General features: G+C 45.0%; 13 protein-coding genes. 9 read left to right on the top strand and 4 right to left on the bottom strand.

The window, feature by feature from the left end:
- Nucleotides 1-243: 243 nt before the first annotated feature.
- On the bottom strand, nt 244-1,437 hold the full coding sequence (locus B050_RS0120690) for a Pycsar system effector family protein (RefSeq protein ID WP_018475873.1): 1,194 nt from the start codon (nt 1,435-1,437) through the stop codon (nt 244-246).
- A gap of 55 nt (nt 1,438-1,492) precedes the next feature.
- Here B050_RS0120690 and B050_RS0120685 point away from each other — a divergent pair, with 55 nt between their 5' ends.
- A complete protein-coding gene (locus B050_RS0120685; RefSeq protein ID WP_018475872.1) occupies nt 1,493-2,347 on the top strand; it encodes an SdiA-regulated domain-containing protein in 855 nt (284 codons plus the stop codon).
- Between the two features lie 24 nt (nt 2,348-2,371).
- Nucleotides 2,372-5,998: a metallophosphoesterase family protein gene (locus tag B050_RS22755; protein WP_044203182.1), complete on the top strand. Its 3,627-nt coding sequence runs from the start codon at nt 2,372-2,374 to the stop codon at nt 5,996-5,998.
- Here the strand turns inward: B050_RS22755 and B050_RS0120675 are convergent.
- A complete protein-coding gene (locus B050_RS0120675; RefSeq protein WP_157492933.1) occupies nt 5,976-8,378 on the bottom strand; it encodes a GAF domain-containing protein in 2,403 nt (800 codons plus the stop codon). The two genes, B050_RS22755 and B050_RS0120675, sit on opposite strands and share 23 nt — an antisense overlap.
- A gap of 410 nt (nt 8,379-8,788) precedes the next feature.
- Between B050_RS0120675 and B050_RS0120665 the strand changes: the two genes are divergently transcribed.
- A complete protein-coding gene (locus B050_RS0120665) occupies nt 8,789-10,117 on the top strand; it encodes an ammonium transporter (protein ID WP_018475868.1) in 1,329 nt (442 codons plus the stop codon).
- A 242-nt stretch (nt 10,118-10,359) separates the two neighbouring features.
- Here B050_RS0120665 and B050_RS0120660 read toward each other — a convergent pair whose 3' ends face one another.
- Complete coding sequence (locus B050_RS0120660; protein ID WP_018475867.1) at nt 10,360-11,130, bottom strand: endonuclease/exonuclease/phosphatase family protein; 771 nt, start codon at nt 11,128-11,130, stop codon at nt 10,360-10,362.
- A 442-nt stretch (nt 11,131-11,572) separates the two neighbouring features.
- Here B050_RS0120660 and B050_RS0120655 point away from each other — a divergent pair, with 442 nt between their 5' ends.
- A complete protein-coding gene (locus B050_RS0120655; protein WP_018475866.1) occupies nt 11,573-12,613 on the top strand; it encodes a LacI family DNA-binding transcriptional regulator in 1,041 nt (346 codons plus the stop codon).
- A 137-nt stretch (nt 12,614-12,750) separates the two neighbouring features.
- Here the strand turns inward: B050_RS0120655 and B050_RS0120645 are convergent, their stop codons facing one another.
- The gene (locus B050_RS0120645) at nt 12,751-14,640 is read right to left on the bottom strand and encodes a metallophosphoesterase family protein (RefSeq protein ID WP_018475864.1); all 1,890 of its coding nucleotides are present in this window, start codon (nt 14,638-14,640) and stop codon (nt 12,751-12,753) included.
- A gap of 433 nt (nt 14,641-15,073) precedes the next feature.
- Here B050_RS0120645 and B050_RS0120640 point away from each other — a divergent pair, with 433 nt between their 5' ends.
- From B050_RS0120640 to B050_RS0120620, 5 genes are all read left to right on the top strand, one after another.
- Nucleotides 15,074-16,657, top strand: a complete 1,584-nt coding sequence (locus tag B050_RS0120640) for a solute:sodium symporter family transporter (protein WP_026236059.1) — start codon at nt 15,074-15,076, stop codon at nt 16,655-16,657.
- Between the two features lie 444 nt (nt 16,658-17,101).
- Nucleotides 17,102-20,224 carry a SusC/RagA family TonB-linked outer membrane protein gene (locus B050_RS0120635; protein WP_205745011.1) on the top strand — a complete coding sequence of 1,041 codons (3,123 nt, stop codon included), beginning with the start codon at nt 17,102-17,104 and terminating at the stop codon, nt 20,222-20,224.
- Nucleotides 20,225-20,235: 11 nt separating this feature from the next.
- The gene (locus tag B050_RS0120630; RefSeq protein ID WP_044203179.1) at nt 20,236-21,837 is read left to right on the top strand and encodes a RagB/SusD family nutrient uptake outer membrane protein; all 1,602 of its coding nucleotides are present in this window, start codon (nt 20,236-20,238) and stop codon (nt 21,835-21,837) included.
- Between the two features lie 156 nt (nt 21,838-21,993).
- Nucleotides 21,994-23,775 carry a prenyltransferase/squalene oxidase repeat-containing protein gene (locus tag B050_RS0120625; protein WP_018475860.1) on the top strand — a complete coding sequence of 594 codons (1,782 nt, stop codon included), beginning with the start codon at nt 21,994-21,996 and terminating at the stop codon, nt 23,773-23,775.
- Nucleotides 23,775-25,070, top strand: a complete 1,296-nt coding sequence (locus B050_RS0120620) for a DUF4861 domain-containing protein (protein WP_018475859.1) — start codon at nt 23,775-23,777, stop codon at nt 25,068-25,070. The genes B050_RS0120625 and B050_RS0120620 overlap by 1 nt, the downstream gene beginning before the upstream one ends.

The following is a 25,070-nucleotide window of genomic DNA, read 5'->3' as shown; positions in this document are numbered from 1 at the left end:
TTGGCTTAGTATTTAGAAGGGGCTTCGGGAATATTGATTACCATTGTCAAGGATAAATTTTCTTTGCACCGCAAAGAGATTACAACCAAGCTTCCATACTCAAAAAGACTCCCTTATCACATATAGGCATCTTTACCCTCCTTACTCAAATCACTAATCCTATCCCTATCAAGCAAATGTCTAGCTGCCTTTTGGCTCAGTATTTAGAAGGGGCTTCGGGAATATTGATTAATATAATAAGCTCTAATAAGTGTCCACAGGGAAGAAAACGGAGGCGATGGCGAAGGCGAGGATAGAGAGGATAAATCCGAACATGAAGACAGTATAGCTCTTGCGGAGTAAGCGGTATTTTTTGCCCAATACACGACCTAGGAAATAGATATCGCGGGTGAGGCTGCCGTAGAGAAAGTCGGCATCATTCATCATCTTCTTCATGCCTGCTTCATAGTCTTGCAAGGACATATTATGGAAGTTTCCGAAATACAGCAGATTGGCGGTTTTATTATCGATATCTTCCTTGGTGACTTGACCAGAGGTGACATTTGGGCGTGTAGCCAGGATTGCAAATACCATTGTGACCAGGCTCGTGCAGAGCAGCATCACCGTAGGGATGATGAAATTGGGAAACTCTTCCAGCTTTCGAAGCAGCACTGACACGATGATGGTCAGGATAATCGAGTTGACTGATATCATTATATTGGCCTTATTATCAGCGATGGAGGAGAGCTCAAGGTGGTTTTTGGAGGTGGTGCGAAATAAAGTTTCTACTCCTCTTTCAGTTTCCTTAGATTTCTTACCCTTTTTCTTATTCACTTTTTTTGCCTTTTCCATCTCCTCAATTTTCTGTACTAATTTGGCCATATTTTTTTGCTTGCCTGAGCCGAGCTGACGCTTGCAGTATTCGGTATGATAGCTGTGATTTCCGATAAACATCAGGTTGGATTTTAGCCATGACAGTTCGCTGATATCCAATAGATTTAAATTCACCAATTCCTCACGCAGCTTGATGGCGCGATCTAGATAATGCTCACTGCCGAGGTGGAACAGATCGGCATCACATATGATTTTTTCGATTACTGACTCCGGAGATTGGGGCATTCTGGTGGCCTGAATGCAGCCTTTTACCCTCTCTATATAGGTGGTGTCGAGGCCTTTTTGCATCAAAAAATCATGGGCCAGCTCAGCACCGCGGCTCTCATGCCCTTGTAAGCTAGTCCCTATCCAACAGCCCGAATCGTGAAACCATGCCGCCACTTGCAGGATTTCCTTATCCTCATCGCCAAGCTGAAGAGCCTCAGCTATCTCTTTTACTCCATGTACCACATCCAAGGTATGCTCCAGATTATGGTAACATAATAGCTCGTTTTTATTGTCGAAATATAGGTTTCGGATGTGATGTTCTACTTGGAAGAGAAGGCTTTTTGCTGAAGAATCCATACTTTTACTGCTCTATTAATTGGGTAAATTTAATCCTAATTTATAATCTTATATCATGAATCACTCCAAATTATCCCTCTTTTTACTTTTTGTGCTGGTATCTTCCTGCGGCCTTCGGGGGAAGCGGTACGATGGGGATTTTCTCCCATTGCCGCATTATAATCTGGCCGATCCTGAGAAAATGATCCTTCCTCAGACTCTTGATGAAATCTCGGGCCTTACCTTTTCTCCTGAGGGTGCCCTCTGGGTCATTGAGGATGAGTCTTCCATCATCTATGAGCTGCAGTGGCCGGACAATAAAATCCTTAGGAAAAGTAAGTTTGCCAAAAACATGGATGTAGAGGATGTAATATGGACTGGAAAGGCTCTTTTTGCCCTAAAAAGTAATGGGGATGTATATGCCATACATAAGGTTTTTGGGAAAGAAACGAGTTCTACCGATTATGATTTCCCCTTCAAAGGCAAGCGTGATTTCGAAAGTCTTGGAGTATTTGATCAAAATCACCTTATCCTATATTGCAAAGAATGTGAGCTTGATGATGACAAAAATGTGGCCAGCGCATTCTTATTCAACACTTCCACCGGCAACTATTCAAAATTAGAGGATTTTAAATTAACCGAGAAGGACCTGAGGAAGCTATTGCCCGTAGAAAATGATTTTAAGTTGACCATTAAGCCTGCTGCTATCGCCCTTCATCCCATACAGAATAAGTTTTATGTCCTTTCCTCTGTGGGTAAGTGGCTGTTGATTATGGATCGCCAAGGTAAGCAGGAAGGCCTCTATCGGCTGGATCCCAGGCAATTTAAACAGGCCGAAGGAATAGCCTTCAGCCCGAATGGTGATTTATATATTTCCAATGAGGCGCGTGATGGTAATTCCAATATTCTAAAATTCAGCTATAGACCTTAAGTAATGAAAATACCCTTTCTTTTTTTGTCTTTACTATTTACTGCCAGTCTTTCCTCTGCTCAGGAGCTTAGCCAGCGGCTATATCTGGTGGGAGATGCTGGTCAGCTTGACCCCAATGGTCTTCATCCCGTGGTGGAGCAGCTCCGTAGGATGATTGCAGAGGAGCCTGATGGTCTGCATTCCGAAGTGATTTATCTTGGAGATAATATCTACCCCAAAGGAATGCCCGAAGCCGGAGATCCATCAGAACTGGAGAGTCAAATGGTCTTGCTTCAGCAGCTAAGCCTATCAAAGGAGATCGAAGGGGAGATATTGATGATTCCAGGAAATCACGATTGGAAAAAAGGGCAGGCGGATGGGCTTAAGGCGGTGCTGCGTGCTCAAGCTTTTATCGATTCCTTATCATTGACAAATGTCCGCTGGGTACCTCAGGACGGATGCCCCGGTCCCATAACCAGGCAGCTGAATGATCACACCATATTGGTTGCTATCGATAGCCAATGGTGGCTCCAAAGGGAAAATCGGCCGGGAGAGGATTCTGACTGTGAATACAAAACAGAGGAGGAGCTTATTGCTGCCTTGAAGGATATCGTACAGGAAAACCTTGATCAGACCATTATCCTCGCCATGCACCATCCACTCCGTACTTACGGGGAGCATAATGGAGGATATACCTGGAAGGACCATTTATTTCCCCTCACCGCCTTGAATCCTGACTTATATATTCCCTTACCCATTATTGGGTCTATTTACCCTTTGTACAGAACTTATTTGGGCAATATTCAGGATGTTCCCCATCCTAAATACCAGGAATATATCGAGCAAATGCAGGCAGCCGTGGAAGGCCATCCTGCTATCATCATGGTCTCTGGTCATGAGCATGCTTTGGAATATACTATGGACAATGGCATTCACCATATCGTGAGCGGTGCCGGCTCCAAGAATACCTACTTACGGAAAGATAACCCAGCGCAGTTTTCCATCTCTGCAAAAGGTTTTGCCACCATTGACCTATGGTCAGATGGAAGTACTGAAATGCACTTTTTCCAGCTAGGCAGTCCGGAGCCCATCTTTTCCAATGCGCTAAGCACTGCTCCGGCAGCCATCACTAGGACCGAAGCCAGCACTGGCCCTGCTTTGCCAGACTCGGTAAATCAGCCCATCAGTGATCAATATGGAGCCAGCGTTTTTCAGGAAAAGCTATATGGAGCCAATTATCGGGAGGAGTGGATGCAGAGCGTTGATCTCAGGGTGCTGAAGTTGGATAGTGAGAGAGGCGGATTATCCATCATAAAAAGAGGAGGCGGGATGCAGACCAAATCCCTACGACTGGTGGATTCTCTGGGCGTGGAATATGTCCTGAGATCCGTGGAGAAGTATCCCGAAGCGGCCATCCCAAAGATGCTACGCCATACCATGGCTAAGGATATCGTGCAAGATCAAATCTCAGCCTCCTTTCCCTTTGGGGCGCTGCTGATACCTGAGCTCGCCCAAGCCGTGGGCGTGGTGCACACGAAGCCTGAGCTGGTATGGCTGGCTGATGACCCTGGACTAGGCATTTATATGGAGGAATTTGCTAATGCCGTTTACCTTTATGAGGAACGGGAGGTGGCTCCTGAGAAGATAGATGAGGAAGATTATAAGTATTATAGCACCGATAAGATGCTCCGGAAAATCCATGAGGATCAGGATTTTGTGATTGCTCAAAAGAAGGTACTCAGAGCAAGGTTATTGGATCTGCTGATCGGTGACTGGGATCGGCATGATGACCAGTGGCGATGGATCGGTGAAGAGACCAAAGATGGCCGGGAATTTATCCCTATGCCCCGTGACCGTGATCAGGCCTTCTTCGTAAATGAGGGAATAATACCCCAAATAGCCTCTCGGAAATGGATAATGCCAAAATTCCAAGGCTTCGGATACGATATCAGAGATGTAAACTCCTTTATGTTTAATGGCAGGTATTTTGACCGATCCTTTTTAAATGATCTGGACCGAGAGGACTGGGAAGAGGTGATTGATGAGTTTCTGGCAGACTTGGACGATCGTACCATTCAGTCCACTGTGGAGTCGCTCCCTGCAACTGTTTATCCTTACCATGGGGATGAGATTATTGCCAAATTGCTCTATAGAAAATCATGGCTAAAGGATCAGGCCTTGCAGTATTATGATTTTATCTCCAGGGAAGTAGATATTGTGGGTTCTTATAAATCCGACAAGATCGAGGTGAGACATGAGCCTGATGGCAAAGTCGATGTGGAATTTAAGAAAATATCAAAAAAAGGAGCCGTCCAACAAAAGTATTTTAACCGGAAATTTGACCCGGCAGTGACCCAGGAAGTTCGCCTATATGGGCTGGGTGGCGAGGACGATATTGAGGTGACTGGCGAAGGCCCAGGCCTTATAAAAGTGAGAATCATGAGCGGGCTGGAGCCCGACACCATCCGTGATAAGAGTACGCTGGATCAGCCAGCAAACCTGATCTACCAGTGGCGGGAACAAGAGGATGTGCTGGACCTTGGTTCCTCCTCCACGAGCATCCTATCTAAGTCCTCCTCGGTCTATGATTATGATCGAAAGTCATTTAAGTATGATCTTATAATGCCCTTAATATCACTTGAATATAATATTGATGATGGCCTGTTCTTAGGGGGTGGGGTTCAGTGGACCAAGCATGGTTTCAGGAAAGATCCCTATGCTTTGCAGCAAAGTATAAAGGCTAATTATGCCCTCAAAACCAAGTCTTTCAATATCTACTATCAAGGCCATGCGACCAATCTGTATAATAAGTGGGGCCTGGAATGGGAAGCTATCATGCATGCCCCAAATTATGTCAATAACTTCTTTGGCTATGGCAATAATATAACTTCTTTTGACAAGGAAGAATATGGCCCCAAATACTATCGTGTCAGGTACAATCAATTTATGGTGAACACCTGGGCGAGAAGGGATTTGTCAGAAAATATGGTCTTTAAAATCGGACCGGTATTCCAGCGCACACGCATGGATGAGGATGATAATGAGGATAAGTATATCAATTCACCAGATCAAACGGATGTGGATATCAATGATCTTAATCATCCAAAATTCTATGGCGGTCTGGACATGAGATTTGAGGTGGACGAAACTGACAATAAGCATATGCCCAATCGAGGGCTTAGATTTTACAATCAGTTGACTCACCTGGCAGGTCTAAATGCCAATAGCCATAGCACCACCCAATGGAATTCGGAAGTATCTTTTTATTGGAGCAGGCAGATTCCTTCTATAATCACCTGGGCCACTCGATTTGGGGGAGGGGTGACTTGGGGAGAATATGAGTTCTTTCAAGCCCAGACGCTGGGAGGGCTGGACAATCTCCGAGGATATAGACGTAAGCGCTACGCTGGAAATTCGATGATCTATAATAATACAGAGGCTAGGATTAGGTTCAGGGATTTCCAAACGAGGTTATTTCCTGCCAGCACAGGCTTGGTGGTTTTTCATGATATAGGCAGGGTGTGGTATGCGCCAGAAGACTCCCACAAATGGCATAACAGCCTGGGTGTAGGCGTTTGGCTGGCACCGCTTAATTCCCTGGTGGTCAGTGGGGACCTGGCCTTTGGGCAGGAAGAAACCCTATTTACCTTTAATTTTGGATATCAGTTTTAGAATTTTCCTTTTGATGGCTAGCTTCTGAGTTCAAAGTAGAACTTTGGATGCTGGCTATTTTTACGCGTATGGCCTTGAGACCATTTACCCCTTGCAGGTCTTCGAGGTCAAGATGCTCGACCTTGTCGCCCAGCATGCCCTTCGTTTGGAGGTAGTGGATATAGTCGAGGTACTCTTTGGCCTCCAGTGGATGGGAATAGATGACAGAGATGCTTCCTGGCTGGGTAAGACGCTCATTGCTGCCTTTAATCAAGGCTTTATCTATGCGCTTTTTTAATATCTCATAGCGAATATTATAAGCCCCTTCCACATCAAACTGGCGCTCATCCATCCTGAAACTGATCGAAAGCGGATTGCTATGCGCGAGCAGCAGCTGGGTAGTTTCCAGCGGTACCGGCAATTTATGCTTCAGCGACTGACTGATAAATGCGCATTCACATAGTACGGTCAGCTGCCAAAGCCTGAGGTTTTCTAAATAAATCTGGTCAAACTCACGATCCTTGACCAGAGACTGACCGATATAGATATTATAATCTATGCCGTCGGTTTTATATTTTTCGAAATAATGAGGAAACATCCTTTGGGCCTCTATCTGGGCCTTATCGATATGCTGCCCCAAGGCGACATTGATCGCCTCTAAGCTGTCCTCAAAAGCCTGACGGTGCTTATACATCATTTGGGCACCAGGGTCCATTTGGGCAAAATACTCAGCAATGGTGGCCTGGAGGCTAGGCTGGGATTTCTTAAGATGTCTAAAAAGCGGGTTGAGCTCCTCAAGGATAAAGTGATTTATCGCCGCCTCATCCTCAGGGACCAGGATCAGCTGGATCGCATCGAGCATCTGTCCAATACGAAAATCCATTTTTTCCAATACCGGCAAAGGAGAAAGTGCATGGGCCTGACCGAGGATGGTTCTTGCCAGACCAAGGTGCATACGCAGATCTTGCTGTATAGCCTCTATTCTGGTCGAACTTGAATTTCGGATGTCCACCGCAGCATATAAGGGATATATTCCATCAAATACCACTGGAGCAAGCGAAGTTTCCTGGCCATTTTCCTGGTCCATAAGTTTTTTGACCGCCACCTCATTAAATTTCCACTCGATCACCGGCTGGATAGCGGTATAGTTTTTCCGGATAATATGCTGCACCTGATGCTCGAAATTCTTACGTTCCTTTTGCATCGTCATGGCGAGAGGCTGCTGAATAGGTTTAAGTACCTCCAGCATGCCCGCCGCAAGAGCATGCTCCTCAGTGGAGCAGATTTCAAGGACCCCCACCAAATTTTGGTCATAATATAATGGTACAATTATCAGTTCCTTGACACCCATTTCTGCAATCCACTGGAAGGAGAGATGGTCTTCTTCAAGCCTCTGAATAAGCTCTTCATAATTCATGAATACCGGGACGCTTACCTGTCCTAATAGCTCTACGATACGCTGATAAGTGCCGGGGTCATTGTTCTTGGCTAATTGGTTGATCAGAAGGCTGTTGGAAGCACGCCTTTCGGTGATTAGGTATTCGTCATCAAACTTTTGTAAGGCCGCGATTCCCACCATGACCTTGGCTGTCCCTAGCAAACTTTTGATGGAAGAGGAGATGAGATCTAGGAATAGCGGTGAGGTCACATCGTATTCTTTCAATAATTCATTATTAAGCTCGGACACCGCCTCAGTGGAGGTGAAATCCTTCAAGTACACCAAGGAGAATCCCTTGAAGAGAAAATTATCCAAGGGGATTAACTCCTGCCATCTCTCAAATTCATTAAGGCAGGGCTCCGTCGCTGGACAGACCGACTGGATGAAGGACTTAGATGGCAGATCGCCAATGAGTTCGATGTCTATAAAGTCAGTGTTGATTTCTGAATAATAGTATTTTTCTATCCCTTCAGCATCTATAAAGCGATAAACCAGTGAATTATGGGCTTTGATATCGATATCATAGAATTTCTTGAAAATCAATTTATACCCAGTATAGAGTTTATTGAAATATAGATCCTTTTGTCTCGCCTGAATGGAGGGATTGAGGCAGCCGTCAGGGGTGATAAACTGCCGGTAAAGTGCCGAGGAGCTATATACAATGGTTTGGTCAAAGGGCATAGCCATCAGAAACAAATGCTGGTCATGGTCTATGGATACCGGAAAAAGACTATTGAGAATCATTGAAAAATCCCCTTGATACTTCTTCAGTGAACTGATTTCTACCTCATCACTTGCAAATAAGTCGGAATCCGCCGCCGAATGGATCAGTTTTTCCAACTGGATTCTTTGCAGGGGACTGGCGGTTGGCAATTTTTCCTTCCACCAACTTAAGAGTGGCCGAAAAGAAAGTTGACTATTTATGGCAGGGGTGAAGGTAGATGTTTCCGATATGGGTTTCATAAAATTAGTTATTAGTACCATTTATACCTTTTTTTTGGATAATTGGTTCCCCGGAGCAGGATATTACCTAGGCCATGAGGCTATTTCTGATACTATTAAAACCCAATCCGATTTCTGATTTTTTGTGTTTACCCTTGATATCTGTGGTGCAAATTGCGGGAGAAGAGGACTCTCGTAAGATGGCGGTAGACTATTTATAATGATTCTGAAATAATAGGTTTCAAAACGGGTTGATTTTAATGTTTTCTTTTCATTATCATTGGTGGCAGGATGGTATTTAAAGGTAATTTTGACGTATCAATTCCATAGCATTCAATACCAAATGATTTTTTAACTTAAGTTAGTTTGAAAAAATATTCTGAAAAAAGAGAAAATTGACGTACTTTTGAAGCCAAATTTTAATATTTACTATGAAGAAAAAGTGGAAAGTTGCATTTGCAACGATCATTGCTGCATCTTTAGCCGGTTTGTTTTGGCAGCCGGAAGCTCCGACAGCGGAGAATTTTGGGTCAGAGAGTGAGCTGATATTTGCGGATATCGCCTGGCTGCTCACAGCCTCCTGTTTGGTTTTATTGATGACGCCTGGATTGTCCTTGTTTTATGGGGGAATGGTAGGGCGAAAGAACCTCATTTCCACCATGCTGCAGAGTTTTATCTCTCTTGGAGTGGTGACCATGGTATGGGTAGTGGTTGGATTCAGCTTGGCCTTTGGGGATCCCATCGGTTTTAGCATAGATGGAGAGTATTATGGGATCATCGGAAATCCCTTTCAATATATGTTTTTTGACCAAGTGGGTCAGCTGCCACATGCCACGATAGCGAGCAGCATCCCCTTTGTTCTATTTGCCTTATTTCAGATGAAATTTGCCGTCATCACCCCGGCTATTATTACGGGTTCCTTTGCTGAGCGGGTGCGATTTATAGGCTATGTTTTTTTCATAGGCTTGTTTTGCGTGCTGGTTTATGCGCCGCTATGCCATATGGTGTGGCATCCTCAGGGCCTGATAGGAGCTTATTTTGGGGTGCTGGATTTTGCTGGGGGTACGGTGGTGCATATTAGTGCAGGCCTGGCCTCCCTTGCTGGCGCATTATTTATCGGAAAGCGCAAGAGTCAGCACCATGCCCCCTCCAATATCACCTATGTGATGCTGGGAACAGGCATGTTATGGTTTGGCTGGTTTGGTTTTAATGCAGGGTCTTCCCTTGCCGCCAATGGAACTGCAGCGGTCGCTTTTGCTACCACCACGATCAGTTCCGCTACTGCGATGATGACCTGGGTGTTCTTTGATAGGATGCAGGGCCGCAAAATCTCCGCCATGGGCGCCTGTATTGGTGCGGTGGTTGGACTTGTGGTCATCACCCCGGCAGCAGGGTTTATCACCATTCCTCAAAGTATGTTCTTCGGTTTTATAGGAGCTATCGTCTCCAACCTGGCTTTGTCTGCCAAAGCCTTGAAAGATATGGATGATACCTTGGACGTCTTTGCCTGCCACGGAGTTGGGGGAATCATGGGCATGATCCTTACCGCTATTTTCGCTAGCCCTGAAGGCTCTAGCTTAATGCATGGCGGCTGGGAAATCTTTGGCTCACATATGCTTGTTTTAGTGGGGGTATCTGTATTCTCCTTTCTGATGTCCTATGCTATTTTCTTTGTGCTCAATAAATTCGTTACCCTGCGGGTAAGGGATGAATATGAGGAGGTAGGACTGGATGTCTCCCAGCATGGAGAATCTGCCTAACGATTGCCTATATCCTCACTTTAAGAGTGGAGAAAAGTCAGGATATCCTGAGGCAATAGCATGAGAGTAGGCCTAGTTATGCCTAAGCGCTTAGCTCATTGCGATTAATAATAAAAATATAATCATCGACTGCTATAAGCCCTTATCATAATTAGGGCTTATAGCAGTCGATTTTTTTTTAGGAGTTAGTTAGCTCCTGAGTTTTTTTGTGTCACATGAAGTGACAAATTTGAAACTTCTAATTATTCAAAATTTAGAACCGCCTTTACTGGTAGGTGGTCGGAAGCATAGCTTTCAGGAATGACCTCATGACTCTGAGTGCTGATACCCATCTCCTTGGAATACATGATGAAGTCAATTGCCTTGGTGGGATTGACCACAGGAATGGTGGGAGCACATGAATTGCCGCAGGTTCTTATATAATATTCGTCCAGAAACTGGATGGTTTCGCTACTTGGTTCTGCGTTGAAATCGCCCACCATTACGACTGGTTGCTGCTTAGGGGCTAGGGTTTCGGTTATTTTTTTTGCCTGTGCAAGGGAGTTTTCCACACTTGTATAATCCAGGTGGGTATTAGCGAAGTATATTTCGCCCAGCGCAGGATGCAGAATCTTTGCTAAAGAGAGTGTCCTCGGTTCGGTACCTTCCGGAGAGGGCAAAGGAATGGTTTCCATTTCGCCCAGTGGGAATTTGGATAGTATCGCCGTGCCATATTCTCCTCCTTGAAAGTCTATGCCTTTGGAAAAATAAAAATAATCCATTCCGGTCATTTCGGCTAGCTCCTTCGCCATATGAAGGTCTTTTCCAGATCTTTCGGTGAAGATATCCACTTCCTGAAGCCCCACGATATCCGCTTCACTTTCCATAATCACCGCTGCGATGGACTCCAGATCGATCAGCCCTCCAGCCGTAGGTGGATTGCTGTGATGAATATTATAAGACAGGACGGTGAGGGAGGATTCATCACCAGCGGGCTCAGTGGTATTCTGGGCTGAGCAGCTAGTTATGATCATAATCGATAGGGATGTAATTAGGGCAAAAACCTTCATAAATTGGATTGTTGATTGAAAAACCTTAATGATTTGACAGTTATTACTTTCAAACCATTAAGATATTCACTATATCTTATAAATAGAAATGGTGCTCCTAATTGAAGGTAAAAGAAACGGAAACTTAACGAAAGGTTCATAATGAAGGCTTATTATAGGGCCAGGACTTTAAGGATATAGTGGGGTGTAAGACCGACGATGTATGCCTGACCGAAGGGTGAGTAATGTCTTTGTGGTGGGAGGGAAAAGGTTATAATGGTGGGTGGCTGAAGCAGGATTCACATCGAAAAAAGTAGCGAAGGGAGAAGAGAGGAGCCGCTTGGAAAGATTAATAGATCAAAGCTGTTGGGATTTACCAGATAGATAATGTCAGCTTCAGGAGAAATTTTAATATATTCAGACCTGCATGAAGAGAAGACAAAGTACGATTACGGATATTGCAAAAAACCTGAAAATAGCCCCATCCACGGTTTCCAGAGCCTTGAAGGACAGCCCGTCCATAAGTAAGGATACCAAAGAAGCGGTCAATCGGGTGGCTAAAGAGCTGAATTATAAGCCTAATATGCTGGCGGTAAGCCTGCTAAATAAGGAAACCAAAATCATAGGTGTGATGGTGCCGGAGATCACCAGTTATTTTTTTGCGACTATCATCAATGGCATCCAGGACCTGCTGGATGAGGCTGGCTATAAGCTGATCATCTGTCAATCCAATGAATCCTATGAAGAAGAGCAGAAGCTTATAGACACGCTTTCGCTCAGTCAGGTGGATGGCCTCCTGGTATCTCCAGCCTCCAAAACCTCCGATTTTAGTCATTTCGAAAATTTCAGAGCTGCCGGGATGCCTGTAGTGATTTTTGATAGAGATTGTCCGGATTTTGAGGCGGATAAGGTGCTGGTGGATGACTATGATGGCGCCCTGCAAGCGGTATCCTACCTTCTGGCCTCTGGCTGTCGCAGGATCGCTCATATCGCCGGACCTCAGAATCTCACCACCTGCCAGCACCGTAAGCAAGGCTATCTCGACGCCCTAACGAGTTTTGAAGGGGCAACTCTAGAGCCGCTGATCGTGGAAGTAGAGGGATTTACCTCTGATTTTGGGGAGCAGGGAATGGAGCACTTATTGGAGCAGGGAGACTATCCTGATGCGATCTTTGCGATTAATGATGCTGTGGCCATCGGAGCGATGGCTATAATCCGCAAAAAAGACCTCAAAATCCCCGACGATATCTCCGTGGTGGGTTTTGATGATGAACCTTATAGTCAGTATTTTCACCCCAGCCTTACCACCGTATGGCAGCCTGTGTATGATTTGGGGGTGCTTTCTGCAAGGCTATTGCTGAAACAACTCCGTCAAACTTCCGAAGTCAGCCCCATAAGCTATCGATTTGAATTACTCAAGCCAGAATTAATCCTAAGAGATTCCTCCAAGAAGATACCTATGGATTGATCTTTTGGTGAAAATTTCCTTTCGCCCGATATAAGCCACTTTGAGCGAAGCGATCCTCCAAAGGGCATATAAATCCAAAAAGGAGATGCCCCGTCAGCATCCAAAAATATAATAATGGTGATGAGAAAAGGCCTATCTTATTCTAGACGCATGACGGTTCCCTGCTGTGGGCTGATCAGAAAGTGATCCGATGGGGCTGAATCCATCATTTTTAGATAAGTAAGTGCAAAATCCATCATAAAGCGTTCAAAATCCCCTTCTTGACTTGGAGTCATCTTTTGGATCTGAAGCATTAAGCTGTGGAAAGCGCTGTATTTTTCCGGATCTAAATCTGATTGAGCGAGTTCATCCCCGTTTTTAAGGAAGTAAAAGGCGGTGATTAATTCTTGTCCATTCCAGGCCTCAAAAGTGCTAGGGGAGAGCCCTTCTTTCTTCATTTTCTTGCGCAATTTCCGAAGGGATTTTTGTTCCATAATAGGTGATTTCAGAAAAGCTGTCCTTTGAGAGCTGTCCTTTAGGCGTGCCCAGAAATAAAGTTCTGTACCGCTTAGCTGAACCAAGGTCGAGCTAATATCCTTTGGCCAATCACTGGGAATAAATCGCAGCCTCACCAGTTCCTCCAAATGCATGCTCGTATATTCATTATAATTTTTGGCCTCCAAAATCGCCTTATTCCATAGCTGAGGGGCATTTTGGGTCTGGAGCAATTGGTGTTCTTTCTGATAATATGGAAATAAAGTGCTCATTCCCTGAACCTCAGTCAAGCGGTGAGTTTCCACTTCTATGGTTTCATTATCGGCAAAGGTCATGGTTTTATAGGCAGGGGGATAGGCCGCCAAAGATGGCACTTGAATATTTACGAGGGTATTTTGCGGTGCCTGGCCATATATTCCGGTATCATTGAGATGCATATGTCCAGCCACGTGCACCCGAAGGCCAGCAGCAGCATAGCTAGCGGAGGTTTCGGGGACTGGGCTTCGCGAGAGTTGAAATTTATGAGGGCCAAACATCCGCTTTAGCAGTTCGTCGGTGCCATCATTGAACTCCACTAATGGGAAATGACTGAATGAAATTAAGGTTTTTCCTTTTTCTTCCGCCGCTTTAGCCACTCCTTCGATCCATTCCAACTGGTGTTTTTTGTCTATAATGGCTTCGTTAAAGCCTACGCTGGAACTTTTGAGGACCTCGCCAGAGCTGGAATGATAGACATTGCCATCTATGGCTAAGAGCCAAAGACCTTCCACAGGTTCCACGATATAGCTAAAGTCAGGGATCAGCTTTCCTTCAGCATTTTCATACCTTCTCTCGCTGAGTGAGGCCTGGGCTAGCACCGAGTCATAGTGGTACTTCTCGTAATCTAGCGGCGCAAAGGGATGTGCCCAGAAGAGGTCTTGCTCGGAGGGATAAAAACCAAAAGGACCTAGAATGCGGATAATGTCCTCATAGCCTCCATACCCGATCTCGGGGTTTATGACCGTAGTAGATGGATCGAGTGCCCACTGGTCCAGCAGGGATGGCTCGCTTACCATGGGACTGGGAGCAAAGGAAGCACCCAGGAAATCCCGCTTTCCGGCAGCACTGGCGCTGACAGTGACAGGATCATGATTTCCAGTGGTGAGGTAAAAGCGCAACTGATGCTTTTGCTGATAGCGCTGGAGGATTTCTCTTAGGGCTAATAAATTCATGGGCTGGCCATCATCGGAAAAATCACCCGGGAGGACGATCACTTTGATGCCTTGGCGAACCACTTCTTCCAGAGCCTGCTCAAAGGCGAAATAATTTTCATTAAACAAACGGGTGGACTGCAGCTGGCTGGCCATGGTGCGGATGCTTAGGGCATTGCCAGATGAGGAATCCTGTACCAATAGAGTGGCTCCATCCGGGGGAGCACCCCCATAGATGTCCTGCAAATGTACATCGGAGAGAAAGGCTATCCTCGTGGGCGCCTGACTAAAGCCGGCAGTTGCAAGGAATAATTGTATAAATAAGAGGATGAGCGCAGCAGGTAATCGTGGAGGAAGGGTCATGATCGATGATATATGGGCCTTAGCTAATGAAGGGCTAATCTATAAGTCTGTAAATTATTGTGATGATGAAAGGGGATTTGTAAAATGCTCCTAGCCTAAGAGGCAATTTAAGCTTATTTTTCGGTCTTATGGTCGAAATATAATTTTGACTATGCAAACCTTTGCATAAGGATTTATAGGCAAAATATTTTTATTATCCCCAAAAAACACGAGTATTGGCCAAACACAAACCCAAAACTAAGTTTATAAGGATGATTAAGCCAATTTTATCAATTTCTTAAATTAAAACTTCCTTATATAGCTGACCTTTCTCTTATGATAATTAGTACTAGTACTCCTCCACACTTTTCTAATAATATATTATCTTATCGTCTGAAATATTTTGACAGAAGTCAATTCACTTTTATTTCAAATCACCACTAAGCCCAAAACGATGGAAGTAACCTTATTATCCTTTTTCGGATTTACATTATTTGTAGCCTTTTATGCATGGTTTAAGACCCGCAAGGAAAATCTGGAAACAGAAGATGGATACTTTTTGGGCGGCAGAAGTTTGACGGGGGTGGTCATCGCTGGTTCCATGATCATGACTAATATCTCCACGGAGCATTTGGTGGGCATGAACGGTTCGAGTTATGTCAATGGATTTATCATCGTAGCCTGGGAGGTCACATCAGCTTTAGCATTGATCGTGGCCGCCTTGTATTTTGTTCCTCGCTACCTGAAGATGGGGCTCAGCACCATTCCTCAATACCTGGAAAACCGCTTTGATGCAACGACACGCTCTATGGTAGCCTTTTTTCTATTAGTGTCCTTTGCCGTCACCTTATTGCCCATAGTTTTGTACACGGGCGCCATAAATTTGGAGAGCTTATTTAATATCTCAGAAGCGCTGGATATCAGCAAGAGCGAAGGCCTGTGGTACACCGTGCTGGCAGTAGGAGGTCTTGGCGCAATATATGCCATCTTTGGGGGACTTAAAGCCGTGGCCGTTTCGGATACCATCAATGGGTATGGATTAATGATCGCCGGATTGCTAATCCCGACCATTGCCTTGGTGATGATAGGGGACGGTAACCCATTGACGGGCCTAGAAAAGGTTTTTGAAAATAGCCCTGAGAAATTTGATGTTATTGGTGATAAGGATTCTGTATTGCCCTTTGGGACTTTATTTTCCGGCTTGATCATCAATCAGCTGTATTTCTGGTGTATGAATCAGACCATCATTCAGCGGGCTCTAGGTGCGCAAAGCCTTAAGGAAGCCCAAAAAGGGCTTTTATATACGGGGATTTTGAAATTGCTGGTGCCTTTTATCATTGTATTGCCGGGAGTGATAGGCTTCTATTATTTTGGCGATAGCCTATTTGATAGCCAGGATATGGTCTATCCGGAACTGGTAAAAAAGGTCCTTCCTGTTGGTTTGACGGGGGTTTTTGCAGCAATTATTATGGGCGCCGTGCTTTCCACATTTAATAGTGTACTGAACAGTGCCTCCACGATATTCAGCCTAGATATCTATAAGCGACTGATCAAATCCTCCGCCAGCTCGAAAGAACTGGTTATGGCAGGTAAAATTTCCGCAACCGTCCTTGCTGTTACCTCCATAGCTGCAGCTCCTTTGGTGGCCAATGCTCCTGATGGTTTGTTTCAGTTATTACAGCAGCTGAATGGGATTTTCTTTATCCCTATAGCCTCCATTATGCTGGCTGGGTTTTTTACGGATTTTATTACTGCCAAAGCCGCCAAAACAGCCCTGGTCATCGGATTGGTGTTTTATATTATGACCTCCTTTATCTTTCCTTGGGATATCCACTTTGTGCATATTTGGGGAATTGAATTTTTGCTGAATGTGGCCGTGATGGTGGGCATGTCCTATTCCTCGCCTCGCCTAAAGCCCTCCACGGCCAATTCTACCTTGGATTATATCCAAATGGATCATTGGAAATATGCCAAACCAGTCTCCGTGGCCCTTGTGCTGATCACAATTATCATCTATGTGCTCCTTGGCAATGTCTGATATGAAAGCAGCCTAATAACAATCTTATATATAGGACAGGAGCTTTCCTGCTATTCTAATTATCCTCCTCAGTTCCTGGTCTATCCTAAAATGATTCCATAAGGATAGACCCTATTTCGGTATGCTATTAAATTTATTTTCAGGTGAGAGACTAAATTATGCGGCATCTAAACAGATGTTTGCCTGACGTTAAGTGTCTAATTTACATTTTATGTAATCCTAGCCTTTTTTTATTGCCATTAATGGAACAAAGAGCCTGATATTTTTTTGGTTTTCGCCGTGCAAACCTTTGCACAATTCGTTTTGGTGGGCTGCTAAAAACCTGAGTACTTTAGGTAATGATAAAAAGATAGATTTTGCTTAGTGATAAATTCACCAAACAACCTTTAGTAGAGGGCTAAAATCCTCCTATCAATTAATTATAAAACCCAAAAAACCAAATTTATGAAACAAGTTCGACCCTTCTTGGGGACTATGTTTTCTCCCCGAAATTTGAGAAAGCCCAAAAGTTATACCCTAGGGGTATGGCTATTTGTAGTAAGTATGCTTTTTACCAGTCTAGGATTTGCTCAAGGCAGCGAGGTACGCGGCACAGTGATTTCTGGTGAGGACCAACAGCCCATCCCCGGTGCGACGGTATTAATAAAGGGTTCTAGCACAGGGACCATTACGGACCTGGACGGTAAGTTTTCTATAAATGTAAAAGATCCCCAGACATCCACTCTCATGATCTCCTTTGTGGGGTATATCAGTCAGGAACTGTCGGTAAACAATCAGTCAAATTTTGACATCACCTTAGAGCCTGATGTAGCGCAGCTCGATGAGGTCGTGGTGGTGGGCTATGGTGAGGTAAAGAGAAAGGACCTTACAGGATCTGTGGTTTCCATGGATTCCAAGAATATACAAGAGGCCAATAAGGTCAATGCCTTCCAGGCCCTTCAGGGTCAGGTGGCAGGGGTAAATATTCAGGTGGCAGACAATAAACCTGGAGGCGGATTCAATGTTCGTATCCGTGGATCCAACACCATCAATGCAAATGAAACGGTGGATCAAGGGGGTTTTAACCCTGGCCAGAATCCTTTGTTTGTGGTAGATGGAATCTTTGTAAATGATATCAGTTTTCTAAATCCCGCAGATATCCAGCGCATGGACGTACTAAAAGATGCTTCGGCCACTGCCATCTATGGATCCAGAGGAACCAATGGCGTGATTATCATTGAGACGAAGAAAGGGGTGAAAGGACAGCTGTCCGTACAATACGATAATTATATCGGTGTCAAAGAAGCGTATAATAAGCCAGATATGCTCCAGGGTGAGGAATTTGTCCAATACTTCCGGGATGCTGTGGTGGGTAATTTTTATTCTTCCGGAGATTTTTCAGTGGACTCTGATGATGTGAACCTGGAGGATTATATGAGGCCCAATGAGCTGGAGAATATTGCCAATAATAAATACACCAATTGGATAAACCTAGTAAAGCACAATGGTATGCAGCAGAACCATTCTGTAAGCATCAATGGGGGCTCAGACCAGACAGTGTACGGATTGGGCATTGCTTATACCCAGGATGAGGGGACTTTTGAGGGCGAAGACTATGAGCGATTTACCATCAGAGGTAACCTGAGTAGTAAACTCTCCGAATTATTTGCTTTAAGCTTCAATAATTATGCGTCGTTTTCGGTAAGAAATGAAGGCAGCAGAGAAGGGCTACGAAGTGCTTATAGGCTGAGGCCTACCGGGACTCCTTTTGAAGATAGTGGAGACCCTCAATTCTTTCCTTTGGAGGGCGAATCGTTTATCACCAACCCATTATTTGAGCCTGCGAATATCACTCGTGAAACGAGATCGCTCAACTACCTCAGTAACCTATCTTTGGCGTTTACGCCTCATAAAAACCTTAAAATCAGCACTAATTTTTCTCCGAATATAGAATTTAACCGCTATGGGGAATACAGAGGCTTATATGCAAAATCCACGAGTGGAAATCAGGGAAACCGCCGGGCAGATGTGACCAATGGCAATCATATTTCATATACCTGGGACAATATTGTGAATTATAACCTGGAGTTTGGTTCTGATCATCGCCTGAATACCACCTTTGTCTATTCCTTATTTATGGATCGGTATGAAAACTATAGAATGCAGCGGAGAAATTTCTCCACGGATGAGTTTTTATTCTATAATATAGATGCCGGCTCGGATGTACGTGAAGTGGAGGGTGGCTTCAGCAAGCAAACGCTGGAATCTTATACGGCAAGGGTAAACTATGCTTTCAAGGATAAATACCTGGTGACCCTGACAGGTAGGTATGATGGAGCTTCCATCCTGGCTGCAGATAATAAATGGGCGTTTTTTCCTTCAGCGGCCTTTGCATGGCGGATTATTGACGAGGATTTTATGAAGGATCAGAATTTCTTTGGAGACCTCAAACTACGCTTAAGCTACGGTGAAACCGGCAATAATGGTAGTGGTGGCGGACTAGGACCTTTGGGCTCCTTATCGCTAATAGGAAATAACTTTACCAATCTGGGGGATCAAGTGATCCAAACGGCCTTTGTTAATAATTTGGCGAACCAGGATTTGACTTGGGAGAAGACCAAAGAATTTAATGTTGGGCTGGACTTTGGGTTTTTCAATAACCGATTGTATGGCTCCCTGGACTTGTATAATAGAAAGAATACGGGGATCATCTTCTACCGTCCATTGCCAACGGTGACTGGTCAGCCGGGAGTATTTGAAAACGTGGGCGAGGCGGTAAATAAGGGGGTGGAACTAGGCCTAAACTCTGTAAACATCCATAATGGGGATTTCAAGTGGACCACGTCCTTAAATTTTGCGAAGAATGTGAATGAGATCACGAAGCTTTATGGGGATTTTGATCAAATCCTATTTGGAGTTCAGGCGGGTTCTTATGCCCATAAGGTGGGCGAGCCAATAGGATCCATTTATTCCTACGTGTTTGATGGAATATGGCAATTGGACGAGGTAGATGAGGCGCAGAGTTTTGGTCAGCAGCCGGGACAGGTGAGAGTAAAGGATATCAATAACGATGGGCTGATCAATAGTGATGATAGAACTACCATTGGTTCTAATCTACCGACCTGGACGGGAGGGATATCTAATACCTTCAATTATAAAAACTGGGATTTTACCTTCTTTGTGAGGACCAGCCAAGGGGCTATTTCTACCAGTTATTTCCATATTTCCCATTCTGGGGGCTTCGATTCCACACCTGCAAGGTTCAACAGTCTCCAAACCAACTATTGGACACCCGATAATCCTTCTAATGAATGGTATCAGCCCAGCAATAACGGGCCATTCTCAGAACCATTGACCTATCAAGATGTGTCTTTTGTGAAGGTAGGATATATTACGCTGGGCTATCAGTTTGACCAACCTATCCTTGAGGCTCTTAAAATCAAGAGCCTGAGGGTTTATTTTACCGCCCAAAACCCTTTCACCTTTACCAGTTATGAAGGTTGGGATCCAGAAAATGCTTCCCGTAACAGCTGGGGTTCTGCTTACTCCTCAAGAATATTTATGGGCGGTTTAAATGTTAAATTCTAATGAAGAAGATCATGAAAAAATACCTATATATCTTGACCGCAGTGTTGGCAGGCTTCTCCCTGGCTTCCTGCTCTGAGTTTCTGGATGAAGAAAACAGAAACTTTTTATCAGATGATATCCTGCTAAGCGACCCCACGGCCCTGGATCAGTTGGTGGCCCATGGTTATAATAAGCTGAGGGATGCCACGACCTATTATGATCTGGATCACCAAGGCACCGATATATTCACTCGAAGAGATATCATAGCGGGTATTTCGGAGCTGAATGATTACGTTAATTTTCGCCCGGCAAATGGATCGGTTCAGGCTTATTGGACCAATTACTATAAGGTGATCAGTGGAGCGAATATAGCACTGACCCGAGCAGATGAGGTGCAGGGGATTTCTGATTCAGACAAGAGCCGAGGAATCGGTGAGGCGAAGTTCCTAAGGGCTTATTCTTATTTCCATTTGGTGGAGAATTTCGGTGGTGTGCCATTGGTGCTGGAGGAGATCACTACGGCCCAGACCGCATTCTATCGCGCCACCGAGCAGGAGGTATATGCACAGATCATCCTAGACCTGGATGATGCGCTAGCAGGGGTGGATGAATCTCCTGCGCTGTTTGGCCGCGCCTCCAAAGATGCAGTTAGACACCTCAAAGCGAAAGTATTGCTAAGTCGAGGATATAAGGATTTTGGGACTGCTCAGGATTTTGCAGATGCGGCAGCTTTGGCTGAAACAGTAATCAGCCGTCACCCATTGGTAGGTAATTTTAATGATTTGGTATCCAGGGAAAATCAGAGAAATGGGGAGGTCATTTTCTCCTTATTATATGGGAATAATCCTGTTTCCAGAGGTTTCGGCAATAATCGACACCTATTATTTAAGTTCGTATATGATGTATATCCCGGACAGGTAAGGTCCACACTCTATCATAGAGGACTTGGGCGTGCACCGACTCCTTTCTTTTTCGATCTTTTTGAAGAAGGAGACCAGCGGGAAGAGGCCACCATCAGGCGTCTGATGATCGCGGAGGTAAACAGTGCGGATGGCACGGTGGCTAAGGGCGATACGAGTATTTATTTTCCTAAGGTAGCGTGGCCACAGGCCAAAATCGATAGTAAGATCTATGCGGTGTTTAATCCTAACCAGTATTTTACTCCTGATGGATTGACTCAGGTTCATTTTCCAATGTTCAGGAAGTTTGATGATCCTGGAGTTCCTTACACTAATCCGGGGATAAATCCTGATGGGGAGCGTGATGCGATCCTCATGAGAGGTGGCGAGACCCGTTTGATTGCAGCAGAGGCTTATTTGCAATCTGGCAATTCGGCCAAGGCAGCAGAGCATATCAATGCCCTTCGAGATAGGGCAGGCCTCAGCAGTATGGTCAGTGCAGGCGAGGTGGATATCGATATGATCCTTGATGAGAGTGCTATTGAAATGGCTGGAGAGGTGAGTCGATGGATGGACCTCAAAAGAACGGGCAAGCTGCAGGAGAGGGTGCTGGAATACAATCCCCATGCGGCTCTGAATAATGCCATCAAGCCTTATCACAGTCTTCGTCCTATTCCTCAGGCCGAAATAGACGTAAGTGGAGAGACCATCTCCCAGAATGAAGGATATAATTAATTATGAGGGTTGATATTGGGGAGATCTGCGCCAATGGGAGCAGATCTCCTTTTTACATTTAATCCCCGGGAATATATAGACCTCTTAGCGTCGAAAATACTTATATTCCACTATTCTCTTTATAGTAATTAGATTAGCATTTGACAGTACCAAAAGATGAAAAAAATAACCAGAAATACCTTTTTGAAGCAGTCCGCAGGCTTAGGTGCGGCATTTACCTTATTGCCCGCCCTAGGCTGGGCCTCAGCAGCATCCGCCCAAGCCTACCAGGAAAGTGACCTATGGAAGCAGATGGTCCAAGCAAATGATCGACACATCAGCAAGCTATTAGCCATGAAGGATGCCGCCAACAGGCATGGTGGCCGGAGTTATGGATATAATTTTGCAATGATTGCCTCCGCCTATTGTTGCAGCGACTCTGATTTTTACCTGGATTCATCGCTGGTCAGTTTGCTAGACTATACGGCAGATAAACTGATCGGTACTCAGCGGCCGGATGGCACCATCAATGCAGGCAATCTGGAATCTCCTCCTGATACCGCCTTCATCATGGAGCCGCTATGTGCAGGTGTATATATTCTTAGCCAAAATAATAAGGAGGAACTAAAGCCAGTAAAAGCAAAAATTAAAGGGTTCTTATTGAAAACAGGAGAGGCCCTGGTGGTCGGTGGTGTCCATACCCCAAACCATCGCTGGGTGGTCTGTCATGCTCTGGCGAGGATCAATCAACTTTATCCCAATCCCAAATACGTCAAAAGAATAGATGAATGGCTAAGTGAGGGAATCTATATGGATGAAGATGGCCACTATCCAGAGAGGAGTATGAATTATTCGGATGTGGAAAACAATGCTTTTCTTACCATTGGAAGGCTATTAGATCGACCAGAGCTGTATGCGGCACCTAGGAAGAGCCTAGCCATGACCTATTACTATATGGAACCAAACGGGGACCTGGTCACCATAGATTCCAGAAGGCAGGACCAATATGATCACCGAAGTATCGTGGTCCAATACCTCCATTTCCGCTATCTTGCTAACTATGATCAGAATGGTGAATTTGCTGCTATTTGCAGGATGATAGAGGGCTTCCCGGGCTTTGACCGGATAGTGGTGGAGGAAGCCTTATTTCACTTTATGGAAGATGAAATGCTCAAAAAGGAGCTTCCCACCAGCCAAAATCCGCCAACCGATTTTGAGCGGGTATTTACTAGCAGCAAATTAGTACGCATCAGAAGGGCAGACACCACCGCCTCTATCTTTGGTGGGGTGGATTGGCCCTTGATAATCGCCTCGGGGAGATCGGTAAGCCCAAACTTCTTTACCTATCGGAAAGGCGAGGCGATCCTCTGGTATATGCGCATGTCTTCCAATTTCTTCAATATGGGGCATTTTAGAAGTGAAGGCCTATGGGAAAAAGAGGGGAAATATGTGCTCTACCAAAAGCAGGAAGCTCCTTATTATCAGCCTTTGCCCGACCATCTTAAGAATAAGGAAGGAGACTATACCCTAAGCCCTAGTGTGGACGATAGGTTTTGGAGCAAAATGGCCTTCGACCAGCGGCCTGTCAGTAATGTAAAAACCCTGGAATCGACCATCACCGTGGAGGAGTCTGAGGGGAAGGTGACGATTGACTTTGAAGTTGGTGGACTGGAAGGTGTGACGGTAACCATCGAACTGTGCTTTGATAAGAATGGGAAACTGGAAGGCGTCATTCCCGCAGGGGAGGATTCCGATAATTACTTCCTTGAAGAGGGTAAGGGAAGTTTTACCATGGGTAAGGACACCATCAATTTTGGCCCTGGCCAGAAAGACCATGAAAGAATCAGCCGCCTGGACGGAGAAAAATATAGCGTGCATTTTGGCTCCCTGAGGACTGAAGGAAAACATGTTTATATTACAGGAACAAGTCCATTTACTCATCAACTAATATTTGAATAATGTACTATAAAAGCATTGGCTTACTTATCAGCCTATTTGTTCTCCATTCAGGGTGCACGAAAAATCAGGAAACCGGGACTCAGATCATTCTGAAAAACCCAAGTGATATTTCCCTTAAAGATAAGCCCGTATCGATCGATAAATCAGCACTAAGGGGTGCGGCTGCACAGAAGTTTCCATTGCTGCTGCTAGCATCCAATGATACTATCCCCGTCCAGCTTATCGACACCAATGGGGATAAGGAATGGGATGAGCTGTTCTTTCTTGCGGATATCGGGCCAAGGCAGTCGAATCACTATGATCTGAGCTGGGTGGATGAGGCGCTTGCCTATACCGAGCGGACCTATGTGCGATTTGGGGTCAGGGCCTCCGAAAAGGAACAGGTAAAGCCGGCCTTGCAAGACACCTTCTATCCCGATATGCTTCCCGGAGTGATGGGCTACCAGCCTTACCAAACCGATGGCCCTTCCTGGGAAAATGATAAGGTGGGCTTTCGTCATTATTTGGATGGGAGAAATTCCAAGGATGTTTTTGGAAAGAAAACTGAGTCCATGTCTCCAAGAAATGTGGGGATCAATGAGCAGGGCGTCACCGAAGACCTATACCATGTGATGGAAGATTGGGGAAGGGACATCCTGTCTGTGGGCACCTCGGTGGGCCTCGGAGGATATTCCTTGAAAGTGGGCGAGGAGCTCGTTCGCCTCGGCGTGACCCAGCGTGATAGCCTCAATAATGTGGAGGAAACGACCTTTAAGGTGCTGGAAAGCGGGCCTCTACTGTCCATAATGGAATATAATTACAAAAACTGGCAGCCGGAGGGAACAGGCAGAACTTATCAAGTCACGGAAAAAGCGAAGATATGGCCGGGAATGTATGGCTATCAAAGTAGTCTGACCTTTGGTCAACTTGAGGGAGACGAGAAGGCGGTTATAGGCCTGGTGAATATCCATACTGAAGACGAGGTGGAGGAAATGAGGTTGGGCGAATGGCTGGTGTTATTCACTCATGACAAGCAGACCTATGATAAAGAATGGTATTTGGGACTAGCCTTGATCCTGCCCGCAGATCAATACCTCCATACCGAAATGGCGCCTGATACCGGGCAGCTTACGGACAGTTTCCTAGCTGTAATGGAAACCAGTAATAAGATGCCCATCAGCTATTATTCTATTGCTTGCTGGGAGCTGGCGGATCAGGGATTTAGAGATAGGAACTATTTCATTCAGTACCTGAAAGACCTGACCGATCAGCTCAGCACAAAACCCCAAATAGAGATAATTAATAAGCCAAAATAA

It is taken from the genome of Echinicola pacifica DSM 19836 (assembly GCF_000373245.1).
GTDB lineage: Bacteria > Bacteroidota > Bacteroidia > Cytophagales > Cyclobacteriaceae > Echinicola > Echinicola pacifica.
The sequence above is the reverse complement of the archived record's forward strand: the minus strand, read 5'-3'. Positions and strand labels throughout refer to the sequence as shown.

Bases quoted from the DNA above. Each gene is read 5' to 3' on its own strand.
- B050_RS0120690 (WP_018475873.1), bottom strand. From the start codon at position 1,437: ATGGATTCTTCAGCAAAAAGCCTTCTCTTCCAAGTAGAACATCACATC.
- B050_RS0120685 (WP_018475872.1), top strand. From the start codon at position 1,493: ATGAATCACTCCAAATTATCCCTCTTTTTACTTTTTGTGCTGGTATCT.
- B050_RS0120675 (WP_157492933.1), bottom strand. From the start codon at position 8,378: ATGAAACCCATATCGGAAACATCTACCTTCACCCCTGCCATAAATAGT.
- B050_RS0120665 (WP_018475868.1), top strand. From the start codon at position 8,789: ATGAAGAAAAAGTGGAAAGTTGCATTTGCAACGATCATTGCTGCATCT.
- B050_RS0120660 (WP_018475867.1), bottom strand. From the start codon at position 11,130: ATGATCATAACTAGCTGCTCAGCCCAGAATACCACTGAGCCCGCTGGT.
- B050_RS0120655 (WP_018475866.1), top strand. From the start codon at position 11,573: ATGAAGAGAAGACAAAGTACGATTACGGATATTGCAAAAAACCTGAAA.
- B050_RS0120645 (WP_018475864.1), bottom strand. From the start codon at position 14,640: ATGACCCTTCCTCCACGATTACCTGCTGCGCTCATCCTCTTATTTATA.
- B050_RS0120640 (WP_026236059.1), top strand. From the start codon at position 15,074: ATGGAAGTAACCTTATTATCCTTTTTCGGATTTACATTATTTGTAGCC.
- B050_RS0120635 (WP_205745011.1), top strand. From the start codon at position 17,102: ATGAAACAAGTTCGACCCTTCTTGGGGACTATGTTTTCTCCCCGAAAT.
- B050_RS0120630 (WP_044203179.1), top strand. From the start codon at position 20,236: ATGAAAAAATACCTATATATCTTGACCGCAGTGTTGGCAGGCTTCTCC.
- B050_RS0120625 (WP_018475860.1), top strand. From the start codon at position 21,994: ATGAAAAAAATAACCAGAAATACCTTTTTGAAGCAGTCCGCAGGCTTA.
- B050_RS0120620 (WP_018475859.1), top strand. From the start codon at position 23,775: ATGTACTATAAAAGCATTGGCTTACTTATCAGCCTATTTGTTCTCCAT.